Raw genomic sequence first — 26,806 nt, forward strand, 5'->3', positions numbered from 1 at the left:
ATATCCTATCTTTTCCAACAACGTATCCTATCTATTCTAACAACAATAAGAGGGTGAGTCATTAACTTATGACCCACCCTTTCTCGTTAAAATGCTATGTTCTGCAAATATTAAACTTTACTGCCAGGAATGGCAGATACAATACCTTGGTGCATCATGCGCGATTTTTCCTTAGCCAATGCCTGCATATCCACTGCCACATCGTCTTCATCCACGATTTCTACGCCAGTCATCGTTTCGATTACGTCTTCCATGGAAACCACTCCTCTCAGACATCCGTATTCATCCACGATGATAGAGATGTGTTCTCGTCTTTCCAACATCTTTTCCCATATCTGGTATAGAGATTCATCCTCGTTGAAGGAAAGAATAGGACGCATCAGCTCGGATAATCTGGTTTGGAACTCATCGTCTGAAACCAATTTGAGAACCATATCTTTCAATACGTATCCCACAATGATATCCTTGTTGTTGTCATAAACGGGAATGCGTGAGAATTTCCATTCTTTCTGTTCGTAAAACTCCTTGGTAGTCAGATTCATATTGGCTGATTCTACTACGATGGATGGAGTCATCACCTCCTTTGCCTTTACTCCTGCCAGGCGAATGCAGCTTTTGATGATCTTGCTTTCCGATTCACGGAAGATGCCTTCTGTAGTACCTACGTCTACCATGGCCGATACCTCTTCGCGACTCACGGAAGCCTGGTGGTTCTTCGGAGTAAATACCTTAGTGATAAGTTCCGAAAGCAGTACCAAAGGATAGGTGATAAAGATGAGCACACGGATGATCTTGGTAGATGTCATGGCAAGAGAGCGCCAATATGAAGCTCCGATGGTTTTCGGAATGATTTCTGAAAGTACCAGAATCAACAGAGTGAGAATGGCGGAAATGATACCGAAGTATTCTTCGCCAAAGAGTTTCATTGACTCGGCTCCTACACCGGCAGAACCGATGGTGTGGGCGATGGTATTGAGCGAAAGGATGGCACCCACCGGACGGTCTACGTTGTTCTTATACTGTTTCATCAGTGAGGCAGTCTTGTTGCCTTGATTCTCCTTCATCGAGATAAACGACATCGGAGTAGAAAGTAGCACCGCCTCCAGGACGGAGCACAAAAAGGATAGTGACAGAGCACCTAAAAAATATAAAATGATTAAACCCATGTAATTTTAAATTCGTTAATAATATATTATCTCAAGCAAGATAGATATTATTTCCGAAGGCTACAGTTGAGGATGTAATGGGGAACATTACATCTATATTTATCCAATATCAGTGTATTTATAAGTATCATCACAATATGTTTCAATTTTCTGCAAAGATACTGATAAAAAGATGAATCTAATATGTTTTTGTTGAAAATTAAATTGTTTTAACATGAGCCGGTTTATATATCCATCGACAAGGACGTATTGAGAAAGTGATAGGGGTAGATATCACAGGCGAATGTTCCGCTACGCTTGACTATTTCTCCGAGTTGAAGGATGCTGAGGTCAACAATGAGGCAAATGAAGAGTTGCTAAGGATGATTCTGGAGGAGAACCATCCTTAGCCATAAGCGTATTTTGCTTTTATTTTACTTCAGTGAGCTTACCCGTCTGTGAGTCGATGATATAGCCATGCAGATTGACATCCTTTGGTACGAGAGGGTGGGTACGGATGGTATTGATTGTATTCCTTACTGAATCCTCAGTATCGTGGAATCCCTCCAGCCAATGGTCGAGATTGATGCCGCAAAGTCCGATGGTATCGATGACATCCTGATGGATGCCACGTTGCAACATCAATTCCTTCATCTGCTGGCCGTTCATGTGACAGGCACCGCAGTTGGAGTGGGCAATGACCATGATTTCCTCAACACCCAGTTCATAGATGGCAACCAGGAGGCTGCGCATGGCTGAGTCGAATGGACTGATTACGAGTCCACCGGCATTCTTGATGAGCTTGGCATCTCCATTCTTCAGGCCCAAGGCCGCCGGCAGAAGCTCTGTCAGGCGGGTATCCATACAGGAAAGGATGGCAAGCTTCTTGTCTGGATATTTACTCGTAAGATACTTTTCGTAGCCCTTGCTGGCCACGAAGTTTTCATTATATTTGATGATTTCTTCTATAATCATAGTCGTGTAAATTGAAATGTGAAACGAAATTCTCCTATTTCTCTGGGGTAGGCTTGAGGTAAGCCAAAAACTTCTCAGGCTGATAATTGAGTACCAAATCATCAGGAAACTTTGCTTTTTCTACCAGAGGCATGATGTTGCTGTAGTCGGCAATCATGGTTGAGAAATGGGCATCACTTCCAAAGATGACAGGGGTCTCATACTTCTTGGCAAGTTCCAGCAGTTCCAGGTTATTGGGGGTAGCCACTGTCTTGTGACGGATGGGAGCCATGGAGTGGTTGTTAATCTCAAGCAGAGTATGCGTCTCCTTTGAAACTTTCATCAATACCTCGAAATCCAGATCTGCCGTACCGTCACCGGGATGTGAGATAATCTGCACGAAGGGATTACGCATGGCATTGATGACACCATGTGTGTTCTCTTCCTTGGTTCCTCCCTGCCAGCAAAGGCTATGAATGCCAGCGATTCGGATGTCAAGCATGCGCCAGTAATCCTCGTCGAGGTCGATATCCCCTTGGGTATTGAGGATGTTGAGTTCTGCTCCCAGCATCAGTTTGATTCCATAGAGCTGGCGTGGAACGCAATGAAGGTTTCTGAAATAGATAGGGTCACAGGTACCCGGGATATTGGGACCGTGCTCTGTGATTCCCAGAATTTCCAATCCTTTCTCCTTTGCTGCCAAGGTCATTTCCTGCAAACTGCTGTAGGCATGACCTGATGCTATTGTATGTGTATGAACGTCTAATAATGTTTTCATGGTGCAAAGGTAATGATATTTGCTAAAAATGTGAGTAAAACAAATATTAATTAATCAAAAATAGCCCTATTTCAGGTATCAGTGGGCATACATAGAATGCTTGGTATTAGTTGTTTCAGATGTATTTTTGATGTACTTATTTTTTACAAAATCATGATTTAAATCCTCTGAAATTCACGAATTTCCGCTCGGGAAATATTTCTTGGAGAATATCAGGAATATGATGAAAATGCATAATCTCCATATAATCAGTGTGTTACAAATTTTGCTGATTCCTTCGGAAATCCAGAATTCTGTAGTCGTACAACAATAACCCCTATAGTTGTACAACTATAACTCCAGAGTTGTACAACTATAGCCTATATAGTCGTACAACTATAGGTGATTCGTCTTGCAGAGAGCAAGTAATACGCTATCCAACCAAAAGATTTATGTCATCATGGTCTTCTAGATTGGAAATTCGGAAATAGCGATAATTCAGAAACAATATTTGACACCAGCATATTTCCGAAGTACAAATTCCAAATCTGAGTTAATCTGTGAAACTCATATTATCTAGCCATTTTATAGATAGCGATGATAACTGAAGCATGTAGAACCTTCAAAGCACCGATAGTAATGGAGTCATTATTTGTGCATCTGTTACCTCTCTGCCGATGAGGGTATGGATGTCTGTTGGCATTCCGATAGAGGCGAAGAAGCGTTCCATAGCCTTAATGCCTGCTTCAGCAGCTTCCAATGTAGTCATACCTTCTATGTCTACTCCCATAACGTTCTTTGCAAAGCGGGCAAAACGAGGAAGATTCTCATGACAGGTATATCGGGCCCAACTTGCCTACATGGCAGCTAGTCCTTGCTTTTGCAGGAAAAAGAATAAGATGAAAAGATTGTTTTTAAGTCCTATTGCCAATATTTAAGGGTGATTATGGTAAATAGGCAGGAAGCCAGACATTGGTAATGTGCTCCATATAATGCGAAACTATTATCATAAAGGGGCAATAATACTTCTATTCACAACATCTTGACAATTCACTTGATCACACAAAAAAGAGCGATTCCTGCAGAGTTAATGCAAGAATCGCTCTTTTTTATCTTATCATTTTTTTTAATAAGCATTCTTATCTGGGAAGATGATGCTCTTGGCTGTCAGGAAGATAATCTTGATGTCGAGCCAGAACGACCAGTTCTCGATATACCAGATGTCTCGGCGGATACGCTCCTCCATCTGCCATAACTCCTTGGTCTCACCTCGGAATCCTGTAACCTGTGCCCAACCGGTGATGCCTGGCTTGGAGAAATGGCGAACCATATACTTGTCTATCAAACTGCCATATACCTCAGTATGATGCAACATGTGAGGACGAGGACCCACGATACTCATATCGCCCTTCAGGACATTGAAAAACTGAGGGAACTCATCGATGTTCGTCTTTCGCATGAAGTTACCGAAAGCAAACTTTCTTGGGTCATCCTTGGTTGCCTGTGCCTTGTCTGCATCCTTATTCACATGCATGGAACGGAACTTCAGACAGTAGAATGTATCACCATTCAAACCTGTTCTTGCCTGCTTGAAGAAGATAGGTCCCGGACTCTGGGTCTTGATGATGAGAGCTATGATAGGGATAAACGGCAGAACGCAGAGACAGATAAGTCCACTCACCACGACATCGAATGCTCGCTTGGCAATACGGTTAGAAACGAGAGTCAACGGCTCCTTGTGATTGGAATATACGGTTCTGCCCATGAAATCCTGGGCATCCAGATGTAATTTATACTCACCAAAGACACGTGGGAGATAGTAGAAATGGATCACGTTCTTGTCACAGAACTTCATAATCTTCACAATCCGTTCAGAATCATTATGAGATAGGCAACAGAATGCTTCATCAATGTTGCTTGGAGCTCCATTAATGGTATCATTGATCGTAGACGACAAAATGCCATTGAGATCCTTGAGACTTCCTATTTTCTTTAAACCGTCAGGAGCCTTGGCTATTTCGGCATCAGCATAATAGCCCTTGACGATATAACCTGCAGATGGATCCTCGGTCATCGTCTGATACATTTCACTGATTGCCGGATCGTTGCCAACGAAGACTACCGTACGGCAGTTACGGCCTCTGGCACGATAGTACTTCAGTATATTAAGTTCGCAGAGTCTTGAAAGAATCAGAAAGAAATAAAATGATACGCCAAAGATAGCTGCAAAAGAGAACATCTGACCTCCATGACTGAGCAGTCTTACAAAGACAAAGAACAGAAATACGGTAGATGCCGCCAGACATAATGTCCGTTTCAAAACTTGGAGGAAACCTATCTTTCTTACATGAATGATAGTTGAGTAGTTATACTCGCTTAGGAACAAGGCAACATTGGCAACGAAAAATGTAATCTTCGTCGCTGCATCGAAATAATCAGGGATAATCTGCGTTCCATACTCAGTATAGACAAATAACAGACAATTTAGAATGACGAAATCGGCACAAATTACCAAACGTCTCACCAATACGTTTCCTCTGTAGTTCTTATTTATCATATATGCATTATTATTATAGTTCTTACCAGATATATTCTTTAAAAGACAAATTTGTTTTTAAACGGAGCAAAGATAATAATAAATGTCGAACGAACAAAATATTTTGGAGAAAAAATGCATTTTGAAACAAAATGAACCAAAAAAATCACATTACTATAGTGTTTTTCTATACAATTTACAGGCATTGAGACAGAAAGACCGCCCTATCCAGCCAAAATTTCCTCTTCGTCATTCAGAAATGAGGGCGTTGGGGAAAATGGAGTGTTTCTGAATTTCTGAAGCTGAACTTATAGGTTTCACATCTTTGATATACAGCGCGATCAAGAAAGAATATAAAGAAATGATATACAGATAGTTAATACATGTATTTAACACGTATTTAACGCAGTTTTTTTTCAATATTCATATTCAGAGTTCAGTCTTTCAGCACTAAAGTTCAGGATTTTGACCGCAAGTATCTTACTTTCGGTTGTAAGTATCTTACTTTTGCCCCGTAAGTATCATACTTATGCCCCGTAAGTATCTTACTTTTGAAAGACAAGTATCTTGCTTAAGCTGTTAAAGAGATACACCAAGTGTGAGAAAGTGTGAGAAAGTATGAGAAAGTGTGAGGAAGTATGAGCAAGTATGAAGTGCCGATTCCGGATTTTGTATCTTTGCAGCATCATTCAGAGTGAGGGGATTGATGTAGACAGAGAATGCTTGGAGATGAGGACAGAATAAAAAAATCCTGAGCAATCAGCTGATGCCCAGGATTTAATAATTCATTAATGCCTATTATTTCTTAGCCTTGATTACAAAGCTGAAGTTGCGGTCTTGATAGTGCATGCGATACTTATCCATTGGTTTTGAACCCCAGCTGTCAATACAGCCCAAACCGTACTGACGCTGCTGGATGTGCAACTGCACCAAGCCCTTTTCTACCAGGTCGCCACTGTGCTGGCCCCAGGCATGATTCTTCTCGATGCCTGCATCCAAATCCTCTATCAGGTAAGGAATGGCACTGCACTCCATAGGTGCATACCCCTCGAAGGTGATTCCCTTGCCGGTGGTTGGATTGAAGATAGAGAAGTAACGGATGTCGGTATGGTTACCACTCTCCTGTGGACGAACGTATGGATAATACTCATTCTTTACGTCAGCCTCGTACTTTCCGATGAAAGATGAAGAATGACGGTCGATGTAATTCTCCTCAGGACCTCTACCGTAGTACTCCAATTTAGAGAAGGCTGCTGGCATCTGCAACTGCATACCGTAACGGAACAAGTCGGCTACCTTAGCTTCCTTATCGGTTGTCATCTTCTCAGTAACAGCTACTTCACCCTCTGAATTGATGCGGTAACGGAGTTCCAGCTGTGCCTTAACCTCAGGCATATCGAAGATTGCAGTAAGAACCACGCTGTCCTGACTCTCACTCTTATCGAATGACTTCAGAGTCATCTGAGGGTTCTTCCATACTCTCATCTCCTTCTGCAAGGATGCGCCATAGTCGTTATCGGTAGGAGCACGCCAGAACTCTGGAGTCATGCTCTCACGGAACTTCAACATTGGTTCACCATCTACATCGAGATAATCAATCATACCGGTCAGCTTACCTACAGTAACCGACATGCGCTTGGCTGTAACCTTTACATAGGAATTGGTCTCTTCTACCTCCAGGTTGCTGGCGGTCTTAACCTTAGCCTTACCCTTCTTGGCAGGAGCTGCTTCAGCGATAAGTGTATCAACATTGTCAAACTCATAACCGTTGATGACAAACTGCTGGCGGGCCATCACCTGTCCCTTGTCAACCAAAGGCTCTGAACCATCGCTGGCAAAGGCAAAGTTGACGGTGATTTCCTCTCTGGCATGCTCTGCTTCTGCCTTGGCAACAGCCTCCTGCAAAGCATCACTCTTCACCAACCTGGTGGTCTGAGGAGCAATGCCCTTGGTTCCAGGAATCTCTACTGTAGACAGGAGAACGCCATTGGCATAGACTGCTGCAGTAAGCTTCAGGTCGTCAATGTTCTTGAAGAAATGCTCATTATAGACATTGAAAGTACCATTAGCTGCATCCAGATCCTTGATCCATACATTCTGGAGATAGTACTGAACCTCATAAGCATGAGGATTCAAGCGACGGTCTGGAGAAATGATACCGTTACAGTTGAAGTTGTAGTCGCTGGCAGGATAACGTCCATAGTCACCACCATAGGTAAAGATTTCCTTGCCGGTGATAGGGCTCTTGTCGCGAACACCCTGGTCTACGAAGTCCCAGATATAACCACCCTGATACTTAGGATACTTGCGGATCAGATCCCAGTACTCCTTGAATCCACCCATAGAGTTACCCATGGCGTGGGCATACTCACACTGGATGTATGGCTTGATGCCATTGCTCTTGCAGTAGCTTTCGCTCTCCTCGTAACCTATGTACATAGGACAGTGGATATCAGTCTTGCTGTCATATCCGCCACGCTCATACTGCACAGGGCGGGTCTTGTCGTAAGCCTTGACCCAATCGTAAGCTTTTTCGAAGTTGACGCCATAACCACACTCGTTACCCAAGCTCCATACGATGATGGAAGGATGATTGATGAGCGGTTTGACATTACCCTCGTTGCGCTCGATATGAGGCACGATGTACTCAGGGAACTTAGCGAGAGACTTCTCATCATATCCCATACCATGAGATTCCAGGTTTGCCTCGGCAGTGATATATAATCCGTATTCATCGCAGAGGTCGTACCAGCGAGGATCATCAGGATAGTGACATGTACGGACAGCGTTGATGTTCAGCTGCTTCATAATCTTGATGTCCTGAATCATGCGCTCTACGCTAACGACATATCCACCATCAGGATCAATCTCATGACGGTCGGCACCCTTGACCAATATAGGCTGACCATTCACCAGAAGCTGGGCATTTTTGATTTCCACATTGCGGAAACCTACTTTCTGAGGAATGACCTCAGATACGCCCTGCTTATTCTTCAAGGTGATGAATACCTTATACAAATTAGGAGTCTCTGCAGTCCAAGGCTTTACATTCGGCACCTTGATAGTACCCTTAGCACCTGTTGCCTGAGCAATCTGCTTGCCATCCTTGTCACACAAGGTGATGGAAACATCGCTCTTGCCTCCCTGAAGAGAAATCTGATAATCCAGAACACCATCCTTGAAGTTATTCTCAAGACCGGCATTCAGGCGGACATCAGCTGCATGAAGCTTAGGACGTGCATAGAGATACACCTCACGGGCAATACCCGTGAAGCGCCAATAGTCCTGGTCTTCAAAATAAGAACCATCGCACCAGCGCATCACCTGCATGGCAATGAGGTTCTTACCAGGCTTGAGATACTTGGAGATATTAAACTCGGCAGCCACCTTGCTGTCCTCGCTATATCCCACGTACTTGCCGTTCACCCAGAGAGTCAGGTTACTGGTGGCTGAACCTACATGGAAATAAACATCCTTGCCCTTCCAGTCTGCTGGAAGTTCGAAGGTGCGGCGATAAGAGCCGGTGTAGTTGTTGAGTTCGCTGATGTAAGGAGGATTTGGATCAAACTGGGTAGCCCATGCATAACCGATGTTCTTATAGGTACGGTCGCCATAGCCATTGAATTCGAACAATCCCGGTACTGGGAAGTCCTTCCACTGCGAATCATCATACTTGACAGCAAAGAAGTTGGCAGGACGCTTGTTGTGATCCTTCACGAAGTTAAACTTCCACATACCTTCCATGGAAAGGTAGTTGGCCGACTTCTTCTTGTCAAAGTTCTGTGCCTTATCAAGGTTCTCGTAAGCAAAGAAAGAAGCACGACGAGGCTCCCTGTTTTGCTGATTGATATTCACGTTCTGCCAACGCGACTCGCTCTGAGCCGCTACGCTGCTGCTGATAGAAAGCATGGCAAGGCAAAGTGATACATTTGCGATGGTTCTGATTTTCATGATTTATTATCCGATATTAATGGAAATACTGAGTTCCAGCTACGCCGGTAAACTTCTTCTGGTTGTCCTTGCGCATTTCGAGAGTAAGGTTGCTCCACCATGATGGCCAACCACCTACGATATTGCACAGATAAACGAACTTGACAGGATGTAAGCCCTTTGCCAATGCTACAGAGTTATCTGAGTTGGTACCAGCCTTCACAGCACCCTCGTTGTTGATGACAAGCTTGTTGTCAATCCAAACCTGCTCCATACGGGAAGAAAGATAGTAAACTCCATCCTCAGGAATATTGATGTAACCCTCTGCTATGGCTGCATAATTATTGGCACCACGCAAAGTAGCAGCATCATCAGGCTGACTTACCTTCATCTTGTTAAGATTCTCTACGGTACCGCAGTCCTGCCACTCAGCATCAGCCAATTCCAGCTGATTAACCTTCAGATAGTTGCCCTTCATACGGCGCAACTGCAAACCAGCCTTTGCATCGTTGAGTTTCACTGCAGGAGCATAGGTCTGCTTTTCTACATCAATGGTTCTCACCTTACTCATCTTGCCAGAAGGCAGAACAGTAGCAATCTTGATAGTAGTATTGCCGCTCACCTTGATAGGCTCTGTATAGACTGCAGAAGATGGAGTTGGAATAGAACCGTCCAAGGTATAAACCATCTTCATAGGACGTGATGTCTGGAATGTAACTACAGTATCCTTGGTAATCACAACCTTGTCACAAGAACCGTATGGCTGCTCTGGCAATGGGATGTGATAACGTACATGACGCTCATCCAGGCGGACGCTGTTGGCATCTACACGACGTGCGAAGTCTGTGAAGTTCTTCTTCTTGGCTGGAGACCATGCAATCTCAGCAAGAGCCAGAGAACGAGGATACATCTGATACTCCATCTTGGCATTGGTATACATATACTCTGACCAGTTGTTGCACTGAACACCGAGGATATGCTTCTCCAAGCCCAATGACTTGATGGTATCAGGAACAGGCTCATAATTATAGGTTCTTGAAAGATAAGCTGGAGCACTAGGAATAGTAACTGGCTCAATCTTATAATCACCCTGGTAATGGTCGAGATACAGACCACCGCTACCTGGAGTCATGATGACATCATGCTTCTGGAGAGCTGCAGAAATACCACCTGATGTGCCACGCCAAGACATGACTGTAGCATCAGGGCTCAAACCACCTTCCAGAATTTCATCCCATCCGATGATCTTTCTGTCGTACTTAGCCAGCATCTTCTCCATGCGCTTGATGACGTAGCTCTGCAATCTTTCCTCTGCAGAGTGCTTACCGTCAGCCTGCAAGCCTTCTGCCTCGATACGCTTCTGGCAGGTAGGACAATTCTTCCAGCTGGTCTTTGGACACTCGTCACCACCAATGTGGAAATACTTGCCAGGGAAGAGAGGCACCACTTCGCGAACAACATCCTCCAGGAAGTTGAACATATCTTCCTTGCCAGGACACATCACGATATCCTCAACACCCCATACCATTCTAGGAGTCCACTGCTCGCCCTTGCAAGAAAGATAAGGATAAGCAGAGATGGCTGCCATCATGTGGCCAGGAAGGTCGATTTCTGGAATCACGGTAATGTAGCGCTTAGCTGCATAAGCTACAATGTCCTTGATTTCCTCCTGGGTATAGAAACCGCCATAGGTAGAGCCGTCACCCTGAAGGCGATAACCACCGATAGAGGTCAACTTAGGATATTTCTTGATTTCGATACGCCAGCCCTGATCCTCGGTCAGGTGAAAGTGCATGGTGTTCACCTTGAACATAGACATCAGGTCGAGCTGCTTCTTTACGTTCTCTACAGTGATGAAGTGACGGCATGGATCAAGATGGAATCCACGATAACCGAAACGTGGAGCATCCTGGATGTCACAGCACTGGGCCACCCATTTGACACCATTCACCTTGGTAGCACTCTCTACCTGCGCAGGCAACAGCTGCATGAAACTCTGCATACCATAGAAAGCACCCTTGCCTGTCTTAGCCTTGATGACTACACCCTTGGAAGTAACAGTGAGACGGTAGCCCTCTTCTGCCATCTTGAGGGATGGAGAAATCTGAATAGAGATATTGCCCTTCTTGCCACCAACGGTTACATTGTTGCCGGTAGAAGCCTTCAGCTTGTCTGCCATGTACTGAGCGATATTCTTACCGTCCGCGGTCTGGTAAGAAATCACCACCTTCTGTGGCAAAACAAACTCACCCTTCTGGATCTGGGTCTTGACAGGAATAGGAATAATGTTAATATCAGCTGCTGCTGACGATGTTGGGAAAGCTCCCAACATCGCAGCGCAAGCCATCAAAGAACCTAAAAGTTGATTGATTTTTTTCATGTATATTGCATAATATTATTAGATGTAGAAATTAGAGAGGCTTATACTCTACGAATGCCTCCATAGCCTCGTAGCAAGCCAAGCCCAACTGGTCGTAAAGGGAAGCTGTAGCGCGGTTGCGGTCTTCAGCTCTCTGCCAGAACAGACGCTCGTCATTACCCAAGAAAGGAGCACTCTCCATCTGAGACTGATGCTTGAGGATAGAGTTACGCTTAGCTCTCAACTCTTCTGGGCTCAAAGGAACACACATTTCGATGTTCTCAATCTCCCACTCTGCCCATGCACCACGGTACATCCAGATGCGGCAGTCCTTCAACCACTCTGCACCTGCCTTCTTCTCCTCGTCGATAGCGGCAAGAACGGCATCAGTACACTTCTTGTGAGTTCCGTGAGGGTCAGCAAGGTCACCTGCTACGTAAATCTGATGAGGTTTAACCTCCTGCAACAAAGCTCTAACTATCTCAACGTCCTTCTCTGTCATAGGCAACTTCTCAATCTTTCCACTCTCATAGAACGGCAAATCAAGGAAGTGAACGTGATCGAGAGGAATCTCATTATAGGTACAAGCTGTACGAGCCTCACCACGGCGAATCAAGCCCTTGATGGTCAGAATGTCTCTTGTATCGAAGTCGCTCTCCTTCTTCTTGGCGAAGAATGTCTTGATCTCCTTATACTTGTCAGAGATTACGCTGTCCTTAGAATCAGCGAAGAGCTGATTGAAACCATTGATGAAGTGCATGAATCTTGTTACTTCCTCATCACCTACTGCGATATTACCTGATGTCTCGTAAGCTACATGTACGTCATGCTTCTGCTGAACCAGACGACGGATAGTACCGCCCATAGAGATAACGTCATCATCTGGGTGAGGTGAGAATACGATGACACGCTTTGGATATGGCTTAGAACGCTCTGGACGATAGGTATCGTCTGCGTTTGGCTTACCGCCTGGCCAGCCTGTAATTGTATGCTGCAAATCGTTGAAAATCTTGATGTTTGCATTATAAGCAGAACCATAGAGAGCCAGGAGTTCGCTCAAACCGTTCTCGTTATAATCCTTATTGGTTAACTTCAGAATAGGCTTACCAATCTTCTGGCAGAGCCATACCAATGCAGAGCGAACCAACTTATCAGTCCACTGGCAAGAAGTTACGAGCCAAGGATGCTCGATACGAGTAAGGTGAGCTGCTGCGCTCAGGTCGAGAACTACATGAGCATCAGGATGTGTCTGAAGGAACGATGCAGGCAATGTATCAGTAATAGAGTTCTCTACTACCTTCTGCATGATTTCTGCCTTTTCCTCGCCCCAAGCTGTAAGATAAACCGTCTTGGCAGAAAGAAGGGTGGCAATACCCATGGTAAGTGAACATGGAGGAATGGTTTCCTTGGTCTGCTCGCTAGCTTCCATCTCCTCACGTGATGTGTTGCCAATCAAGATAAGACGGGTAACTGACTGGATACCAGAACCTGGCTCATTTGCAGCGATGTTACCAGAACGGCCGATACCGATAAGAGCTACGTCGAGACCTCCGAAGGTCTTGATGCGCTGCTCATAAAGACGGCAGCAATCTTGTACTGCATCCTGAGCCACGAAACCATCAAGAGAGAAAATGTTCTGCTCCTGAACGTCTACGTGACTGAGGAAACGCTCCTTCAACTGGTTGATGGTACGGAGAGAACTCTCCTGCTGGAGTGGATAATACTCATAAGCATTGAATACCACAACATTGCGGAAACTCAATGTCTTCTCCTGATAACGGCGGATGAGTTCCTCATACACTGCATTGAGTGAAGAACCGGTTCCGAGTGCCATCACATAGAACTTGCCATCGTGCTGAGCAGCCTTAATACCTGCCGCAATGCCATCGGCAACATGACTGGCACCTTCTGCCATTGAAGCAAAGATGTCTGTACGAATCTTCTCCATTCTAGAGATTTCTGAGTATTCTACAGTCGTCTTAGGCTTGTAGAATTCAACTGGTACTTTGTTAAGTACAATTTGTGAACTTAGATTGAGCCTCATAATTTATATCTTTTAACGATTATTATTTAATAATATGTTTACTAGGTTTCTACACATAAAGATAACGCATTGTTTTTAACATTCGGATTATTTAAATTCGTTTATTTATAGCAATATCGTTATTAAAATTTTTTATTTTGCAAAATTACATGATTTATCATACATTTCCATGTTTTTATAGTTAATAATTCTAAAATGAAAGCATTTTTATCTTTTCAGGCTGTAAAAACCTATATTGAGTGTAGTTTTACCCACTAATTCAGCTATTTATACATAACTAGTATATTTGATTAACATAAATCGGAAAAACAAATAAACAGGCAATTATGCTTATATATATAAATAGGTATATAGACAGTGTAGACTATCAGAAACAGGGAAAAATAAAGAAAATTTAGTCATTTAAGTTTTATTAACAAGAAAAATATTGCTTGTATTTATAAAAAGACTATCTTTGCAAATAAAATTTTTAAGTTATGGTATCTGACATAATAAAATATATTAGGAAGTTAAATAAAAAGCCTTCAGTTCAGAGTAAACTGCTAGCGCATTTCATCTCTCAAGGTGCTGCCACCATTCCAGAGATGAGCAAGGCTGTCGGAGTAAGTCTGCCGACTGCCACTAGCGCCCTCAACGAACTGATGAAGGCTGGGCTGGTTACAGAGATTGGCAAGAAAGACAATTCTACTGGACGCATCCCTATGGTATACGACCTGATTCCTACCGCTGGATATTTTGTCGGAGTGAACCCAGAAATGGACTGTCTGGCTCTAGCTGCCAGCGATTTCAGCGGAAACCTAATAACAGAAAAGACAAGGGTACCTTACGTATACGAGAATACTCCTGAGAATCTGGAAAAAGTAGGAAAAATCATCAACGATTTCATCGCCTCTCTTCCTGTTTCAAAAGAAGAAATACTTCAAGTTTGCGTAAATGTAGCAGAACGCGTGAATCCTTTCGAAGGAAGAGCCTACAACATGTACACCTTCTTGAAGGAATCACTCACAGACAAGCTCACAGAGCTGATTCAGTTGCCGGTTTGCATCGAGAACGATTCAAGAAGCATGGCTTTCGCTGAATTTGTGAAGGGACGCTGCAGAGGACTGAAAGATGTCATCTTTGTGAACGTATGCTGGGGATTAGGCATCGGAATCATCATGGGAGGTCAACTGTACTACGGTAAATCCGGATATTCGGGTGAGTTTGGTCACATGACAGCCTACAACAACAACATCATCTGCCACTGCGGCAAGATTGGATGTATTGAAACTGAAGTTTCGGGTAGAGCACTCAAGAGAAAGTTGACAGAGAAGATTCGGGAAGGCAAGACTTCTATCCTGTCTGACAAGGTGCTCAACAGAAAAGAAGACATCACGCTTCAAGATATTCTTGATGCGATAGCAAAAGAAGACGTGCTTAGCCTGGCTACCCTGCAACATATTGCAGACGAACTGGGCAAGCAATTGGCAGGAATCATCAATATCTTTAACCCAGAGATGCTGGTCATCGGAGGAGAAATGTCAGTCACTGGCGATTATCTGACGCTACCGGTCAACATGGGTATAAAAAAGTATTCGCTCAACATCATGAACGAGGATTCGCAGATTGTTACCTCAGAACTGAAAGATCTGGCTGGTATCACGGGAGCCTGTCTGATGGCAAGACACAGACTCTTGAGCGAAGAAAGATAATAAATAATCTAGCTTATTAGACAAAAGCATTAAAGATTTTACTAACTAACTTTTTATCAACTATTCATTTGACTGAAGTTGGGAGTAGCCGGTAAAACGGCTACTCCACAATTCAAAAATCAAATAGGCGGTGACAGGTTCATCTGAGCCAACTGCCAAAAGAAAATAAGATAAAAACAAAGTTTATACGAGAAGAAATAATAACTAACATAAAAAATTACAAACCTATGAACAAAAGAGCAAATTTGTATTTTGCAGCGCTATTGGGTGCCATGTCACCACTGAGCACTGTTACTGCATTGGCAGCTCAGAGCAATTCGGTTATTGCTAATGCTACCCAGCAGCAAAACGCATGTACAGGTACAGTAAAGGATTCTTACGGTGAACCTGTTATCGGTGCTACCATCAGAATTGATGGTAAGACTGGTGGTACGATTACTGACCTTGACGGTAACTTTAGCCTTACAAATGTAACTAAGGGTACTAAAATCACAATCACTTACGTAGGTTACAAGCCACAGACTCTTACTTGGAACGGTACAGCTTTGAACGTTACCATGGAAGACGATTCCAACATGCTCGAAGAAACTGTTGTTATCGGTTACGGTACTGTAAAGAAGGCTGACTTGGCAGGATCTGTTGCTGTCATGGAAGGCAAGAGCTTTAAGGATCAGCCTGTTGCACGTGTTGAGGATGCCCTCAACGGACGTATGTCTGGTGTGCAGGTAATGTCAAGTGGTGTTCCTGGTGGTGCAATGAAGATTCGTGTACGTGGTGCCAGCTCTGTTAACAAGAGCAACGACCCTCTCTACGTAGTTGACGGTATTGTTCGCGAGACAGGTCTTGAGGGTATCAGCCCTGAGGATATCCAGAGCATCCAGGTTTTGAAGGACGCTTCTTCTACCGCTATCTATGGTGCACGTGGTGCAAATGGTGTTGTAATGGTACAGACCAAGACCGGTAAGGCTGGTGCTACTCAGGTTACTTTCGACGGTAGCTTCGGCTTCTCTAATGCTTACCATATCCCTGAAGCAATGAGCACCAAGCAGTATGCTCAGGCTTTGGTAGACCATAAGGGTGTTTCTCAGAGCGCAGTTCAGGATTATCTGAATGGCACAAAGGCAGGTATCGACTGGATGGACGAATTGCTCCAGACTGGTATTACCCAGAACTATAAGGTTTCTTTGACTCAGGGTAATGACAAGACTCAGACTTATTTCTCTGCCAACGTAATGGACCAGAAGGGTGTTATCGTTGATACAAAGTCTAGACGTTACGCTATCAAGGCTAACATGCACAATAAGATTTTCGACTGGTTGGAAATGACCACCGATATCAACCTCTCTCAGACTGACAACTCTGGTGCAGGTTTCGCCCAGAACCAGTCTAACCCTATCTGGGTTGGTTTGAACTACTCTCCTACTATGGAGATGATGGATGCAAACGGTAAGTATAATAAAGACCCATACAATAACATCCAGAACAACCCTTACGGTATTCTCCATGGTAGTGAAAACGACCGTAAGCGTACCATGGTTACAGGTCACGTTGACTTGAAATTCAACCTACTCAAGGGCTTGACATTCACCACAACCAACGGTATCGACTACAACGATTACAAGTGGTATAGCTTTATGTCTACCAAGGTGAACGCAGCCGGTAACAATATGGGCAACAACGATGCTACCGTTACTTCTTTGCAGTCTACCAACAACTTGACTTACAACAACAAGTGGGGTGATCACAGCTTGACAGCTACAGGCGTATGGGAAGTTACCTCTAACGAGGTCCGCCGCATGGGTCTCTCCGGAACAGGTATTGCTCACGAGCAGTTGGGTTACTGGAACATTGCAGATGCTGCTTCCAAGACTCCTAGCAACGGCTATAGCAAGTGGACCATGCTCTCTGGTGTAGCTCGTGTTATGTACAACTATGCAGACCGTTATATGTTGACTGGTACATTCCGTGCGGATGGTTCTAGCCGCTTCACCAATAAGAAGTGGGGTTACTTCCCATCAGCAGCTGCAGCTTGGACCATCTCTAACGAAAAGTTCTGGGAGCCTATCAAGAATGCAGTAGAATACATGAAGATCCGTGCAAGCTACGGTATCATCGGTAACCAGGATATTACTCCTTACTCTACATTGGGTTCTTTGGGTACAACCGGTTTCACATACGGTACTAATCAGTCTTACACAGGTTACTGGGCAAATGGTCTTGCAACTCCTGACTTGTCATGGGAGAAGGTTCATCAGTTTGACCTCGGTGTTGACCTCGGTTTCTTCGGCAACCGCTTGAACATCAGCTTAGACTACTTCGACAAGAAGACCAAGGATGCCCTCCTTACCACATCAGCTCCAGGATACCTGGGTGGTACATCTTACTGGGTAAATGCCGGTGAGGTAAGCAACAAGGGTATCGATGCAACCATCAATGCACAGATTATCCAGACCAAAGACTGGTCATGGTCATCAACCTTGAATGCCAGCTACATCAAGAACGAGGTAACCAAGTTGACAGCTGATTCTCCTATTCTTTATGGTACAAGTCCTTCTCCTGGTACTGTTGACCCATGTACTATCATCAAGGAAGGTGAAGCTATCGGTACATTCTACGGCTTCAAGTGGGCTGGTTTGCAGAAGAACGATAAGGGTGAATGGATTGATACCTATTACACTGCTGATGGAGGAACAACAGCTACTCCTGATGCATCAAAGGATCGCTTCGTATTAGGTCGTTCAAACCCAGACTTCACATTAGGTTGGAACAATACAGTAAGTTATAAGAACTGGGACTTCAATGCCTTCTTCAATGCAGCATTCGGTGCTAAGCGTTTGAATATGGTTCGCTACGCCATGAACTCAATGGTAGGTGCATCTATGTTCGTAACCGATAAGGATTACTTCAACAACATCGGTATCACCATGCCAACTGTTGGCGCAGAGAACAAGACATACGGAAACTCAGACAAGTGGCTGGAGAATGCTAACTATCTGCGTTGTGAGAATATCAGTATCGCTTATACATTCCCACGCAGCGTGACAAAGATTGCAGACATCCGTCTCTCTCTCTCAGCTCAGAACCTCTTCACCATTACCGGCTATAAGGGTATCGACCCAGCTGGTGCATCATTCAGTGATAATGGTGTTGACCGTGATAACGGTTTGGATATGGGTGCTTACCCTAATCCTCGTACCATCACAATGGGCGTACGTGTAAACTTCTAACTTCAATCATCTAAAAACTGAAATAATTATGAGAACTAGAAAATTATTATATATGGGTTGTCTCATGGCAGCATCCTTGCTTACCTTCTCTTCTTGTGGAGACTTCCTGGATGAGGAACCTAAGGGACAGTTGACCCCAGATAACTTCTTCAATAGCGAAGATGACCTGACAGCAAGTGTTAACGCACTGTATGACCGAGTAAACCAGACACAGAGCTGGACCAACCCTATGTACCCACAGTGGCAGGGTGATGATATCACTGCTAACCCAGGTTCTAACAAGCAGGCATGTGCTGCCCTCGATGCTTTCGCATCTGACGGTGCCAACAAGGGTGTAACAGACGCATGGAACCAGCACTATTCTGTAATCAAGGCAGCTAACCTGATTACTGAGAGTGCAGGCAAGGCTCCTGTTGCTCAGGATAAGATCAATGTAGCTTTGGGTAATGCTCACTTCTGGCGTGCATACGCTTACTACTACCTGGTACGTGTATTCGGTCCTGTACCATTGATTACAGGTACTGACGTTTCACAGTTGGACGTTGCTCCATCAAGTGTAGAGAGCGTATATGATCTGATTGTTTCTGACTTGAAGGCTGCTGTTAACGAGCTTCCTACCAAGTATGAGAAGGAGCCTAGCCGTTTGTTCGGTGTTGACATCTGGTCAACCAAGCAGGCTGCACAGGCTACATTGTCTGCAGTTTATATGTCTATGGCTGGTTACCCACTCAACAAGGGTACAGAGTACTACAAGCTCGCTGCTGAGCAGGCTAAGTCTGTTATCGATGGTAATGGTTCTTATGGTTTCATCCTGAACCCAGAATGGAAAGATGTTTACTCTATGGGTAACAACTACAACATGGAGACTGTGCTCGGAATCAACAACGATGCCAAAGGCTGGTGGGATCATGACTCTCAGCTTTCTTCCTGCTGCCGCTTCGAAGGTCTCGGTGATGGTGGCTGGGGTGATGCCTGGGGTGAAATCGCATTCTGGAAGAGATTCCCAGAGGGTGCTCGTAAGGATGCTATCTACGCTCCTAAGGTTACATTCCAAGATGGAAAAACCATTACTAAAGCCGTAGATTGGTGGGCACTGAAAGAAGATGGAAAGACTCCAGAGGTTGAAGCTTATCACCCTATGTTCTGTATCTTCACCGTTAACTCTGACGAGAATGGTAATATGCTCCGCCAGGCATACGATTATAAGGCTCCTAACTGGGGTGGTATGGTTAACGACCGTCGTCACAACCTCATTCGCTACTCTGAGATTCTTCTCTGGTATGCTGAGAGCGCAGCTCGCTCAGGTGGTGATTTGAACAAGGCTAAGGATTGCCTCCGTCAGGTTCGCAGCCGTGCCGTAACAGACGTAGAGAATGTTACTTTGACAAACGGTACTACCGTGAAGATTGCTGACATGAATGCAGAGCAGTTGGCTGAAGCTTGCTACATCGAACACGGATGGGAAGTTGCTGGTAACTGGGTATCAATGGTTACACGCCGTTCTGACGAGCTTCGTATGAACGAACTCAAGAAGAACTTCGACTACCGTGTAGCTAACGCTCCTCTCGTAGTAGCTGTAGAGAATGGCAAGGAGTTCAAAGCTCAGGAGCAAGTTACAGTTTCTGGTGCTTGGTCTGAGGATAGAATTTACTGTCCATATCCAACAACAGATGTTGAGAAGAACCCTAACTTGAAGAGATAACTTCATAGGTAATCATATATTAAGTAACATGATGCTAGTTTTTATAAAATAGAGTTCATGTAAAACATTTAGAGGGTGTGCCGAGACGGCACTCCCTCTTTTTGCAATTTCTTAATCTATATAATTTTCCATATCAGCATCAAAAAACTCAAATAGAATCAACACTAATTTTTAATTATACAATTGAAAAGTTATGGTTAACAACAATCGTAAGCAAAACAACCGCTCTTTACTCGCATTGGCAGCGCTGCAAGTAATGCCGTTGTCGATCTTTGCACAGAATGCAGGAGATCGTCCTAACATCTTGTATATTATGTGTGACGACCATGCCATGCAAGCCATCAGCGCATACGGTAGTCCAATCTCCAAATTGGCACCAACACCTAACATCGACCGCCTAGCTGAAAGGGGAATGAAATTCAACGAGGCTTTCGTGGAGAACTCTCTCTCTACTCCAAGCCGCGCGTGCCTGATGACAGGTCTTTACAGTCACCAGAACGGACAGCGCCAGCTTGCCGAGGGTATCGACTCTACCAAGACCTTCTTCTCAGAACTGCTGCAGGGGGCAGGCTATTCTACTGCCGTAGTGGGCAAGTGGCACATGTTCTGCAGTCCGAAGGGATTCGACTACTATCATGTTCTGGATGACCAGGGTCAGTACTACAACCCAACCTTCGCTTCTACCGGCCAGTACGGTAACTTCAAGCAGGAGATGGGCTATGCCACCGACCTCATCACCGACCATGCCATCGAGTACCTGAACAACCGCGACAAGAACAAGCCATTCTGTCTTCTGGTTCACCACAAGGCACCTCACCGCCTCTGGATGCCTAACACCAAGTATGTAAGCAAGTATGCCAACGTCAACTTCCCGTTGCCAGAGACTTTCTGGGATGATTACGAGACCCGTGGTTCTGCCGCATCTACCCAGAAGATGTCTATCGACAAGTATATGGAGATGGTACGCGACCTGAAGGTCCCAGAAATGTACGATCCTTCTACTCCAGAGGGAAGAGATTCCTATGCCGGACTGATGGGCGAGATGAACCGCATGACTCCACAGCAGCGAGCCATCATCGATGCCTACTACATGCCAAGAAACCGTGAGTTCCTGAGCAAAAACCTGACTGGCAAGGAGTTGATCGAGTGGAAATACCAAAACTACATCCGCGACTACATGGCTGTTATTGCCTCTGTAGATGAGAGCGTGGGCAGACTGCTGGAATATCTCGACAAGAACAACCTCACCGACAACACCATCATTGTCTATACATCCGACCAGGGATTCTACATGGGCGAGCACGGATGGTTCGACAAGCGATTCATGTACGAGGAGTCATTCCACACTCCGCTCATCATCAGCTATCCTAAGCACATCCAGCCAAAGAGCGAGTGCAACCAGATGGTTCAGAACATCGACTTCGCCCCTACCTTCCTCGACTTGGCGGGTTTGGAGAAGCCTAAGTACATGCCTGGAACATCGCTACAGCCTCTGTTCGCCGGACAGCCTGTGAAGAAGTGGCGCAAGAGCTTATACTATCACTACTACGACTATCCTACATATCATCTTGTACGCAAGCATGATGGTGTTCGCACCGAACGCTACAAGCTGATTCACTTCTATGGCAAGGGTGGAGAAAGAGCTGTGGTAGAAAATAAGTATCAGGGACAACCAGGCACAAGAGAGAACAACTGCTTCAATGCCCTGAAGTCTATCAACTACTTCACCAATGATGCAGACATCGACTACTGGGAGTTGTACGACATCCAGGCAGACCCTAACGAGCTGCACAACATCTACGGCAAGCCTGGCACTCAAAAGATTGAGAAGGAACTGAAGAAGTTGCTCGCTAACTACCGTAAGAATTTGAAGGTAGACGAATAAGAAATCTAAGATTACAGATTTATGAATAGAACTAGCAAAACAATATGGCTCACAGGGGTAGGTATGATTTGCCTACCTACCCTTGCTGGAGCTAAGCAGAACGTACAACAGCCGAATATCCTCTTTATCCTCTGCGATGATATGGGATATGGTGATTTGGCTTGCTACGGTCAGCCTTACATCCATACCCCCAACATCGACCAGATGGCAAAGGAGGGAATGCGATTCACCCAGGCATACGCCGGTTCGCCGGTTTCAGCCCCTTCGCGTGCTACTATCATGACCGGTCAGCATTCGGGCCACACCCACGTAAGAGGCAACAAGGAATACTGGAGAAACGTGCCGATGGTAAAGTATGGAATAAACGAGGACTTTTCTGTGGTGGGTCAGGAACCTTACGACCCGCAGCATAAGATTCTTCCAGAAATGCTCAAGGACAAGGGCTACCGCACCGGCGTCTTCGGAAAATGGGCAGGCGGATACGAAGGTTCTGCCTCTACTCCCGACAAGCGTGGCGTAGATGAATTCTACGGCTACATCTGTCAGTTCCAGGCACATCTTTATTATCCCAACTTCCTGAACCGTTACAGCAAGTCACAGGGAGATACGGCTGTGGTAAGAGAAATCATGGAGCAGAATATCCAGTACCCGATGTTCGGCAAGGACTATTTCAAGCGCAAGCAGTATTCTGCCCGCATCATCCACGACAAGGCTTTGGAATGGATTGACAAGCAGGATAATAAGCATCCTTTCGTAGGATTCCTTACCTATACCCTACCTCACGCAGAGTTGGCTCAACCAGAAGATTCCATTTTAGAGAACTATCAGAAGCAATTCTTTGAGGATAAGACTTGGGGAGGATGGGAAGACTCAAGATACAACGCCGTGGTTCATACCCACGCACAGTTTGCCGGAATGATTACCCGCCTTGACCAGTATGTGGGCGAAATCTTCGCCAAGCTGAAGGAGAAGGGTCTCGACAAGAACACCGTGGTAATATTTACCTCTGATAACGGTCCTCATGAGGAAGGCGGCGCCGATCCAAAATTCTTCGGTCGCGACGGCAAGTTGAAGGGCTTGAAGCGCCAGTGCTACGAGGGCGGCATCCGAATCCCATTCATCGCCTGGTGGCCAGAGCACATCAAGGCAGGCAGCGTAAACGACACCCAGTTTGCCTTCTACGACCTGATGCCAACCTTCTGCGACCTTGCCGGAATCAAGAACTTCGCCAAGCGCTACACCAACAGGAAGTTGGCTGGCGACGGCTTCGACGGTATTTCCATCGCTCCTACCCTTCTGGGCAAGGATGCCGAGCAGAAACACCACGAATACCTCTACTGGGAATTTCATGAGACCGACCAGATTGGCGTGAGAAAGGGCGACTGGAAGATGGTAGTAGTAAAAGGCAAGCCTCGCCTCTACAATCTGGCTTCGGATATTCACGAAGACCACGATGTGGCAGCAGAACATCCTGAAATCGTGAAAGATCTGCTGGCTGCCATCCAGAAGGAGCACAGAGACAGCAAGGACTTCAAGATAACGCTGCCAGAGTTTTAAAGAAGATGACTCTGCTCAAGTTCTGATTCCATTTCCCATTTTTGCGAGATTCCAACCGAATTCTAAAAAGAAAAAATATGATGAACGACAACATAGCAAACCCATTTGCCAAGCCACTGTATGTGATGCTGAAGCCGGCAGGCGCCCATTGCAACCTGGCTTGCAAATACTGTTATTATCTGGAAAAGAACAATCTTTACCAGAACTCCAATCACCATCTGATGAGCGATGAGATGCTGGAGCAATTCACCCGAGAGTACATCGAGGCACAAACCATGCCCCAGGTGCTTTTCACCTGGCACGGAGGCGAGCCGCTGATGCGCTCCATCGACTTCTACAAGAAAGCACTGGCACTTCAGAAGAAGTACGCCCACGGCAAACAGATAGATAACGTAATCCAGACCAACGGCACACTCCTCACCGACGAATGGTGCGAATTCTTTGCCAAGAACCATTGGCTGGTAGGCATTTCCATCGACGGCCCCCAGGAATATCACGACCACTATCGCGTGACTCCTGCCGGAAAGCCTTCCTGGGAAAAGGTGATGCAGGGCATCAGCCTGCTGAAGAAGCATCGGGTGGAATGGAATGCTATGGCAGTGGCCAATGCCTACAACGCTGAACATCCGCTGGAGTTCTATCATTTCTTCAGAGACAACGGTTGCCAGTACTTGCAGTTTACCCCTATCGTGGAGCGACTGACGGAACATGAAGACGGTCGCACTCTAGCGAGTCTTGCCGATGACAGGGAGATTCCGCTTGCAGATGCTTCCGTTACCCCGCAACAATGGGGCAACTTCCTCTGCACCATCTTCGACGACTGGGTGCGCCACGATGTAGGTAAGACCTTTGTGGAAATCTTCGACTGCACACTTGCCAACTGGATGGGGGTGCTGCCAGGCATCTGCGCCTACTCCAAGGAGTGCGGTCATGCAGGCGTGATGGAACACAATGGCGATGTATATTCCTGCGACCACTTTGTATTTCCTGAATACAAGCTGGGAAACATCAGGGAGCAGTCTCTCATCGACATGCTTTATGGCGAAAAGCAGCAGGCTTTCAGCCGGTTGAAGCATACTTCGCTACCTCGCCAGTGCAAGGAGTGCAACATGGAGTTCGCCTGCCATGGCGAATGCCCCAAGAACCGGTTTGAGAAGGATAAGTATGGAGAGCCTGGCCTGAACTATCTCTGCCAGGGATACTATCAGTACTATACGCATGTGGCACCCTACATGGATTTCATGAAACGAGAACTCCTCGCCCAGCGTCCGCCTGCCAACATTATGAATGTTTTAAAAAATAACTAACGATTATCGAAATGAACAAAACTTATATGACTATCGCCCTGATGTCGCCCCTGGTTTGCACGGCAGCCATGGGTGCCAAGAAGGCGAAAGCCAACAATCAGCAGAAACCTAACGTCATCATCATCCTCGCTGATGACCTCGGCTACGGCGACCTGGGATGTTATGGTGCCAAGAACGTAGAGACTCCTAACGTAGATAAACTGGCCAAGCAGGGTATTCGCTTCACCGATGCCCACGCCATCGCTTCCACCAGTACCCCATCCCGCTACTCCCTGCTCACGGGTGAGTATGCATGGCGCCGACCAGGTACCGACGTAGCACCGGGCGATGCGGGAATGATTATCCAGCCTACCCAGTTTACCATGGCTGATATGTTCAAGAGCGTAGGCTATTCTACCTGTGCCATCGGTAAGTGGCACTTGGGCTTGGGTGCAGAAACAGGCAAGCAAGACTGGAATGCCCCATTACCGGCAGCCCTTGCCGACATCGGTTTTGACCATCACTACATCATGGCAGCCACAGCCGACCGTGTGCCTTGTGTATTCATCGAAGACGGCATGGTAGCTAACTACGATCCGTCGGCTCCTATCGAGGTAAGCTATTTCAAGAACTTCACTGGCGAACCTACCGGAAAGGACAATCCTGAGTTGTGCTATAATATGAAGTCGAGTCACGGCCACAATATGTCTATCGTGAACGGCATCGGTAGAATCGGTTATATGAAGGGTGGCGGTAAGGCATTGTGGAAAGACGAGAACATCGCCGACTCCATCACTACCCACGCCATCGACTTCATCAAGAAAAACAGCGATCATCCTTTCTTCCTCTATTTTGCCACCAACGATGTCCACGTGCCTCGTTTCCCACACCAGCGTTTCCGTGGAAAGAGCAGCATGGGTATGCGTGGAGACGCCATTGTGCAGTTCGACTGGTCTGTAGGTAAGATCATGGAGACATTGGATAAACTTGGAATTGCAGAGAATACTATCGTTTTGTTGACTAGTGATAATGGTCCTGTTGTAGATGACGGTTATCAAGATCAGGCAGAAGAGCTTTTGAATGGTCATAAGCCTGCAGGTCCTTGGCGTGGTAACAAATACAGTGCTTTCGAAGGTGGTACGGCTATTCCTGTTATCGTTCGTTGGCCAATGTCGGTAAAACCAAATCAGACTTCAGATGTTCTCATGTCACAGATTGACTTCATGGCATCCTTTGGTAATCTGATTGGTGCAACCTTCCCTAAAGGCAGTGCACCCGACAGCAAGAACCATCTTGGAAATCTGCTCGGCAACGACAACACCCATCGTCCATGGGTTGCAGAAATGTCAAACAATCATGTAATTTCTATCCGTACAAAAGAATGGAAATACATAGAACCAAATGATGGCTCTAAGATGATAAAATGGGGTCCAAAGATTGAGACCGGCAACGATCCTAATCCTCAACTCTATCGAATCTCAGACAATCTCTACGAACAAGACAATGTAGCAGAAGCAAATCCTAAAGTTGTTTTCGAAATGCAAAATATATTGAGAAGAGTAAAATAATAGAAAATACAATGAAATAAATAAAAGCCAGGGCAGCGATGTTCTGGCTTTTATATATAAACACTAACTTTTATATATAACACAAAAAAGCCCCGACTACTTTCGTAATCGAGGCTCTTGATGAAAGAAGGCGGCTACCTACTCTCCCGCATTGCATTGCAGTAC

General features: G+C 45.5%; 16 protein-coding genes. 8 read left to right on the plus strand and 8 right to left on the minus strand.

Annotation, left to right across the window (positions count from 1 at the left end; all coding sequences use genetic code 11):
* Nucleotides 1-110 precede the first annotated feature (110 nt).
* On the minus strand, nt 111-1,166 hold the full coding sequence (locus F7D73_RS05875) for a CNNM domain-containing protein (RefSeq protein ID WP_153123005.1): 1,056 nt from the start codon (nt 1,164-1,166) through the stop codon (nt 111-113).
* A 257-nt stretch (nt 1,167-1,423) separates the two neighbouring features.
* On the opposite strand from F7D73_RS05875, the gene F7D73_RS16320 reads away from it, so the two are divergent.
* Nucleotides 1,424-1,555, plus strand: coding sequence for a hypothetical protein (locus F7D73_RS16320; protein WP_256621068.1), 132 nt, complete (start codon nt 1,424-1,426; stop codon nt 1,553-1,555).
* 19 nt (nt 1,556-1,574) lie between these two features.
* Here the strand turns inward: F7D73_RS16320 and F7D73_RS05880 are convergent, their stop codons facing one another.
* The 7 genes from F7D73_RS05880 to F7D73_RS05910 form a co-directional block, all read right to left on the minus strand.
* Nucleotides 1,575-2,120 (minus strand): beta-class carbonic anhydrase, encoded by a 546-nt coding sequence (locus F7D73_RS05880; protein ID WP_153123007.1) that lies wholly within the window; start codon nt 2,118-2,120, stop codon nt 1,575-1,577.
* A 34-nt stretch (nt 2,121-2,154) separates the two neighbouring features.
* Entirely contained in the window at nt 2,155-2,877 is a 723-nt protein-coding gene (locus F7D73_RS05885) for a phosphatase (RefSeq protein ID WP_153123009.1), read from the minus strand.
* Nucleotides 2,878-3,478: 601 nt separating this feature from the next.
* Complete coding sequence (locus F7D73_RS05890) at nt 3,479-3,646, minus strand: hypothetical protein (protein ID WP_153123011.1); 168 nt, start codon at nt 3,644-3,646, stop codon at nt 3,479-3,481.
* A 336-nt stretch (nt 3,647-3,982) separates the two neighbouring features.
* A complete protein-coding gene (locus tag F7D73_RS05895) occupies nt 3,983-5,413 on the minus strand; it encodes an undecaprenyl-phosphate glucose phosphotransferase (protein WP_194256864.1) in 1,431 nt (476 codons plus the stop codon).
* 777 nt (nt 5,414-6,190) lie between these two features.
* Complete coding sequence (locus tag F7D73_RS05900; RefSeq protein WP_153123013.1) at nt 6,191-9,343, minus strand: glycoside hydrolase family 2 TIM barrel-domain containing protein; 3,153 nt, start codon at nt 9,341-9,343, stop codon at nt 6,191-6,193.
* 16 nt (nt 9,344-9,359) lie between these two features.
* Complete coding sequence (locus F7D73_RS05905; protein WP_153123015.1) at nt 9,360-11,702, minus strand: family 20 glycosylhydrolase; 2,343 nt, start codon at nt 11,700-11,702, stop codon at nt 9,360-9,362.
* A gap of 31 nt (nt 11,703-11,733) precedes the next feature.
* Nucleotides 11,734-13,725, minus strand: coding sequence for a glucosamine-6-phosphate deaminase (locus tag F7D73_RS05910; protein WP_153123017.1), 1,992 nt, complete (start codon nt 13,723-13,725; stop codon nt 11,734-11,736).
* 476 nt (nt 13,726-14,201) lie between these two features.
* On the opposite strand from F7D73_RS05910, the gene F7D73_RS05915 reads away from it, so the two are divergent.
* The 7 genes from F7D73_RS05915 (at nt 14,202) to F7D73_RS05945 (ending at nt 26,641) form a co-directional block, all read left to right on the plus strand.
* Nucleotides 14,202-15,416, plus strand: coding sequence for an ROK family transcriptional regulator (locus F7D73_RS05915; RefSeq protein ID WP_153123019.1), 1,215 nt, complete (start codon nt 14,202-14,204; stop codon nt 15,414-15,416).
* 227 nt (nt 15,417-15,643) lie between these two features.
* The gene (locus tag F7D73_RS05920; protein ID WP_228117648.1) at nt 15,644-18,643 is read left to right on the plus strand and encodes a SusC/RagA family TonB-linked outer membrane protein; all 3,000 of its coding nucleotides are present in this window, start codon (nt 15,644-15,646) and stop codon (nt 18,641-18,643) included.
* Nucleotides 18,644-18,671: 28 nt separating this feature from the next.
* Nucleotides 18,672-20,345: a RagB/SusD family nutrient uptake outer membrane protein gene (locus tag F7D73_RS05925; RefSeq protein WP_153123022.1), complete on the plus strand. Its 1,674-nt coding sequence runs from the start codon at nt 18,672-18,674 to the stop codon at nt 20,343-20,345.
* A 256-nt stretch (nt 20,346-20,601) separates the two neighbouring features.
* Nucleotides 20,602-22,230 (plus strand): sulfatase family protein, encoded by a 1,629-nt coding sequence (locus tag F7D73_RS05930; RefSeq protein ID WP_153123034.1) that lies wholly within the window; start codon nt 20,602-20,604, stop codon nt 22,228-22,230.
* A gap of 63 nt (nt 22,231-22,293) precedes the next feature.
* On the plus strand, nt 22,294-23,787 hold the full coding sequence (locus tag F7D73_RS05935; protein WP_228117650.1) for an arylsulfatase: 1,494 nt from the start codon (nt 22,294-22,296) through the stop codon (nt 23,785-23,787).
* An 80-nt stretch (nt 23,788-23,867) separates the two neighbouring features.
* A complete protein-coding gene (locus F7D73_RS05940; protein WP_153123036.1) occupies nt 23,868-25,094 on the plus strand; it encodes an anaerobic sulfatase-maturation protein in 1,227 nt (408 codons plus the stop codon).
* Between the two features lie 11 nt (nt 25,095-25,105).
* Nucleotides 25,106-26,641, plus strand: a complete 1,536-nt coding sequence (locus F7D73_RS05945; protein ID WP_153123026.1) for a sulfatase family protein — start codon at nt 25,106-25,108, stop codon at nt 26,639-26,641.
* Nucleotides 26,642-26,806: the final 165 nt, after the last annotated feature.

The sequence above is a fragment of the Segatella copri genome, from assembly GCF_009494395.1.
Taxonomy (GTDB): domain Bacteria; phylum Bacteroidota; class Bacteroidia; order Bacteroidales; family Bacteroidaceae; genus Prevotella.

Coding starts and splice junctions, on each gene's coding strand:
- F7D73_RS05875 (WP_153123005.1), bottom strand. CDS start 1,166: ATGGGTTTAATCATTTTATATTTTTTAGGTGCTCTGTCACTATCCTTT.
- F7D73_RS05880 (WP_153123007.1), bottom strand. CDS start 2,120: ATGATTATAGAAGAAATCATCAAATATAATGAAAACTTCGTGGCCAGC.
- F7D73_RS05885 (WP_153123009.1), bottom strand. CDS start 2,877: ATGAAAACATTATTAGACGTTCATACACATACAATAGCATCAGGTCAT.
- F7D73_RS05890 (WP_153123011.1), bottom strand. CDS start 3,646: ATGGGAGTAGACATAGAAGGTATGACTACATTGGAAGCTGCTGAAGCA.
- F7D73_RS05895 (WP_194256864.1), bottom strand. CDS start 5,413: ATGATAAATAAGAACTACAGAGGAAACGTATTGGTGAGACGTTTGGTA.
- F7D73_RS05900 (WP_153123013.1), bottom strand. CDS start 9,343: ATGAAAATCAGAACCATCGCAAATGTATCACTTTGCCTTGCCATGCTT.
- F7D73_RS05905 (WP_153123015.1), bottom strand. CDS start 11,702: ATGAAAAAAATCAATCAACTTTTAGGTTCTTTGATGGCTTGCGCTGCG.
- F7D73_RS05910 (WP_153123017.1), bottom strand. CDS start 13,725: ATGAGGCTCAATCTAAGTTCACAAATTGTACTTAACAAAGTACCAGTT.
- F7D73_RS05915 (WP_153123019.1), top strand. CDS start 14,202: ATGGTATCTGACATAATAAAATATATTAGGAAGTTAAATAAAAAGCCT.
- F7D73_RS05920 (WP_228117648.1), top strand. CDS start 15,644: ATGAACAAAAGAGCAAATTTGTATTTTGCAGCGCTATTGGGTGCCATG.
- F7D73_RS05925 (WP_153123022.1), top strand. CDS start 18,672: ATGAGAACTAGAAAATTATTATATATGGGTTGTCTCATGGCAGCATCC.
- F7D73_RS05930 (WP_153123034.1), top strand. CDS start 20,602: ATGCCGTTGTCGATCTTTGCACAGAATGCAGGAGATCGTCCTAACATC.
- F7D73_RS05935 (WP_228117650.1), top strand. CDS start 22,294: ATGATTTGCCTACCTACCCTTGCTGGAGCTAAGCAGAACGTACAACAG.
- F7D73_RS05940 (WP_153123036.1), top strand. CDS start 23,868: ATGAACGACAACATAGCAAACCCATTTGCCAAGCCACTGTATGTGATG.
- F7D73_RS05945 (WP_153123026.1), top strand. CDS start 25,106: ATGAACAAAACTTATATGACTATCGCCCTGATGTCGCCCCTGGTTTGC.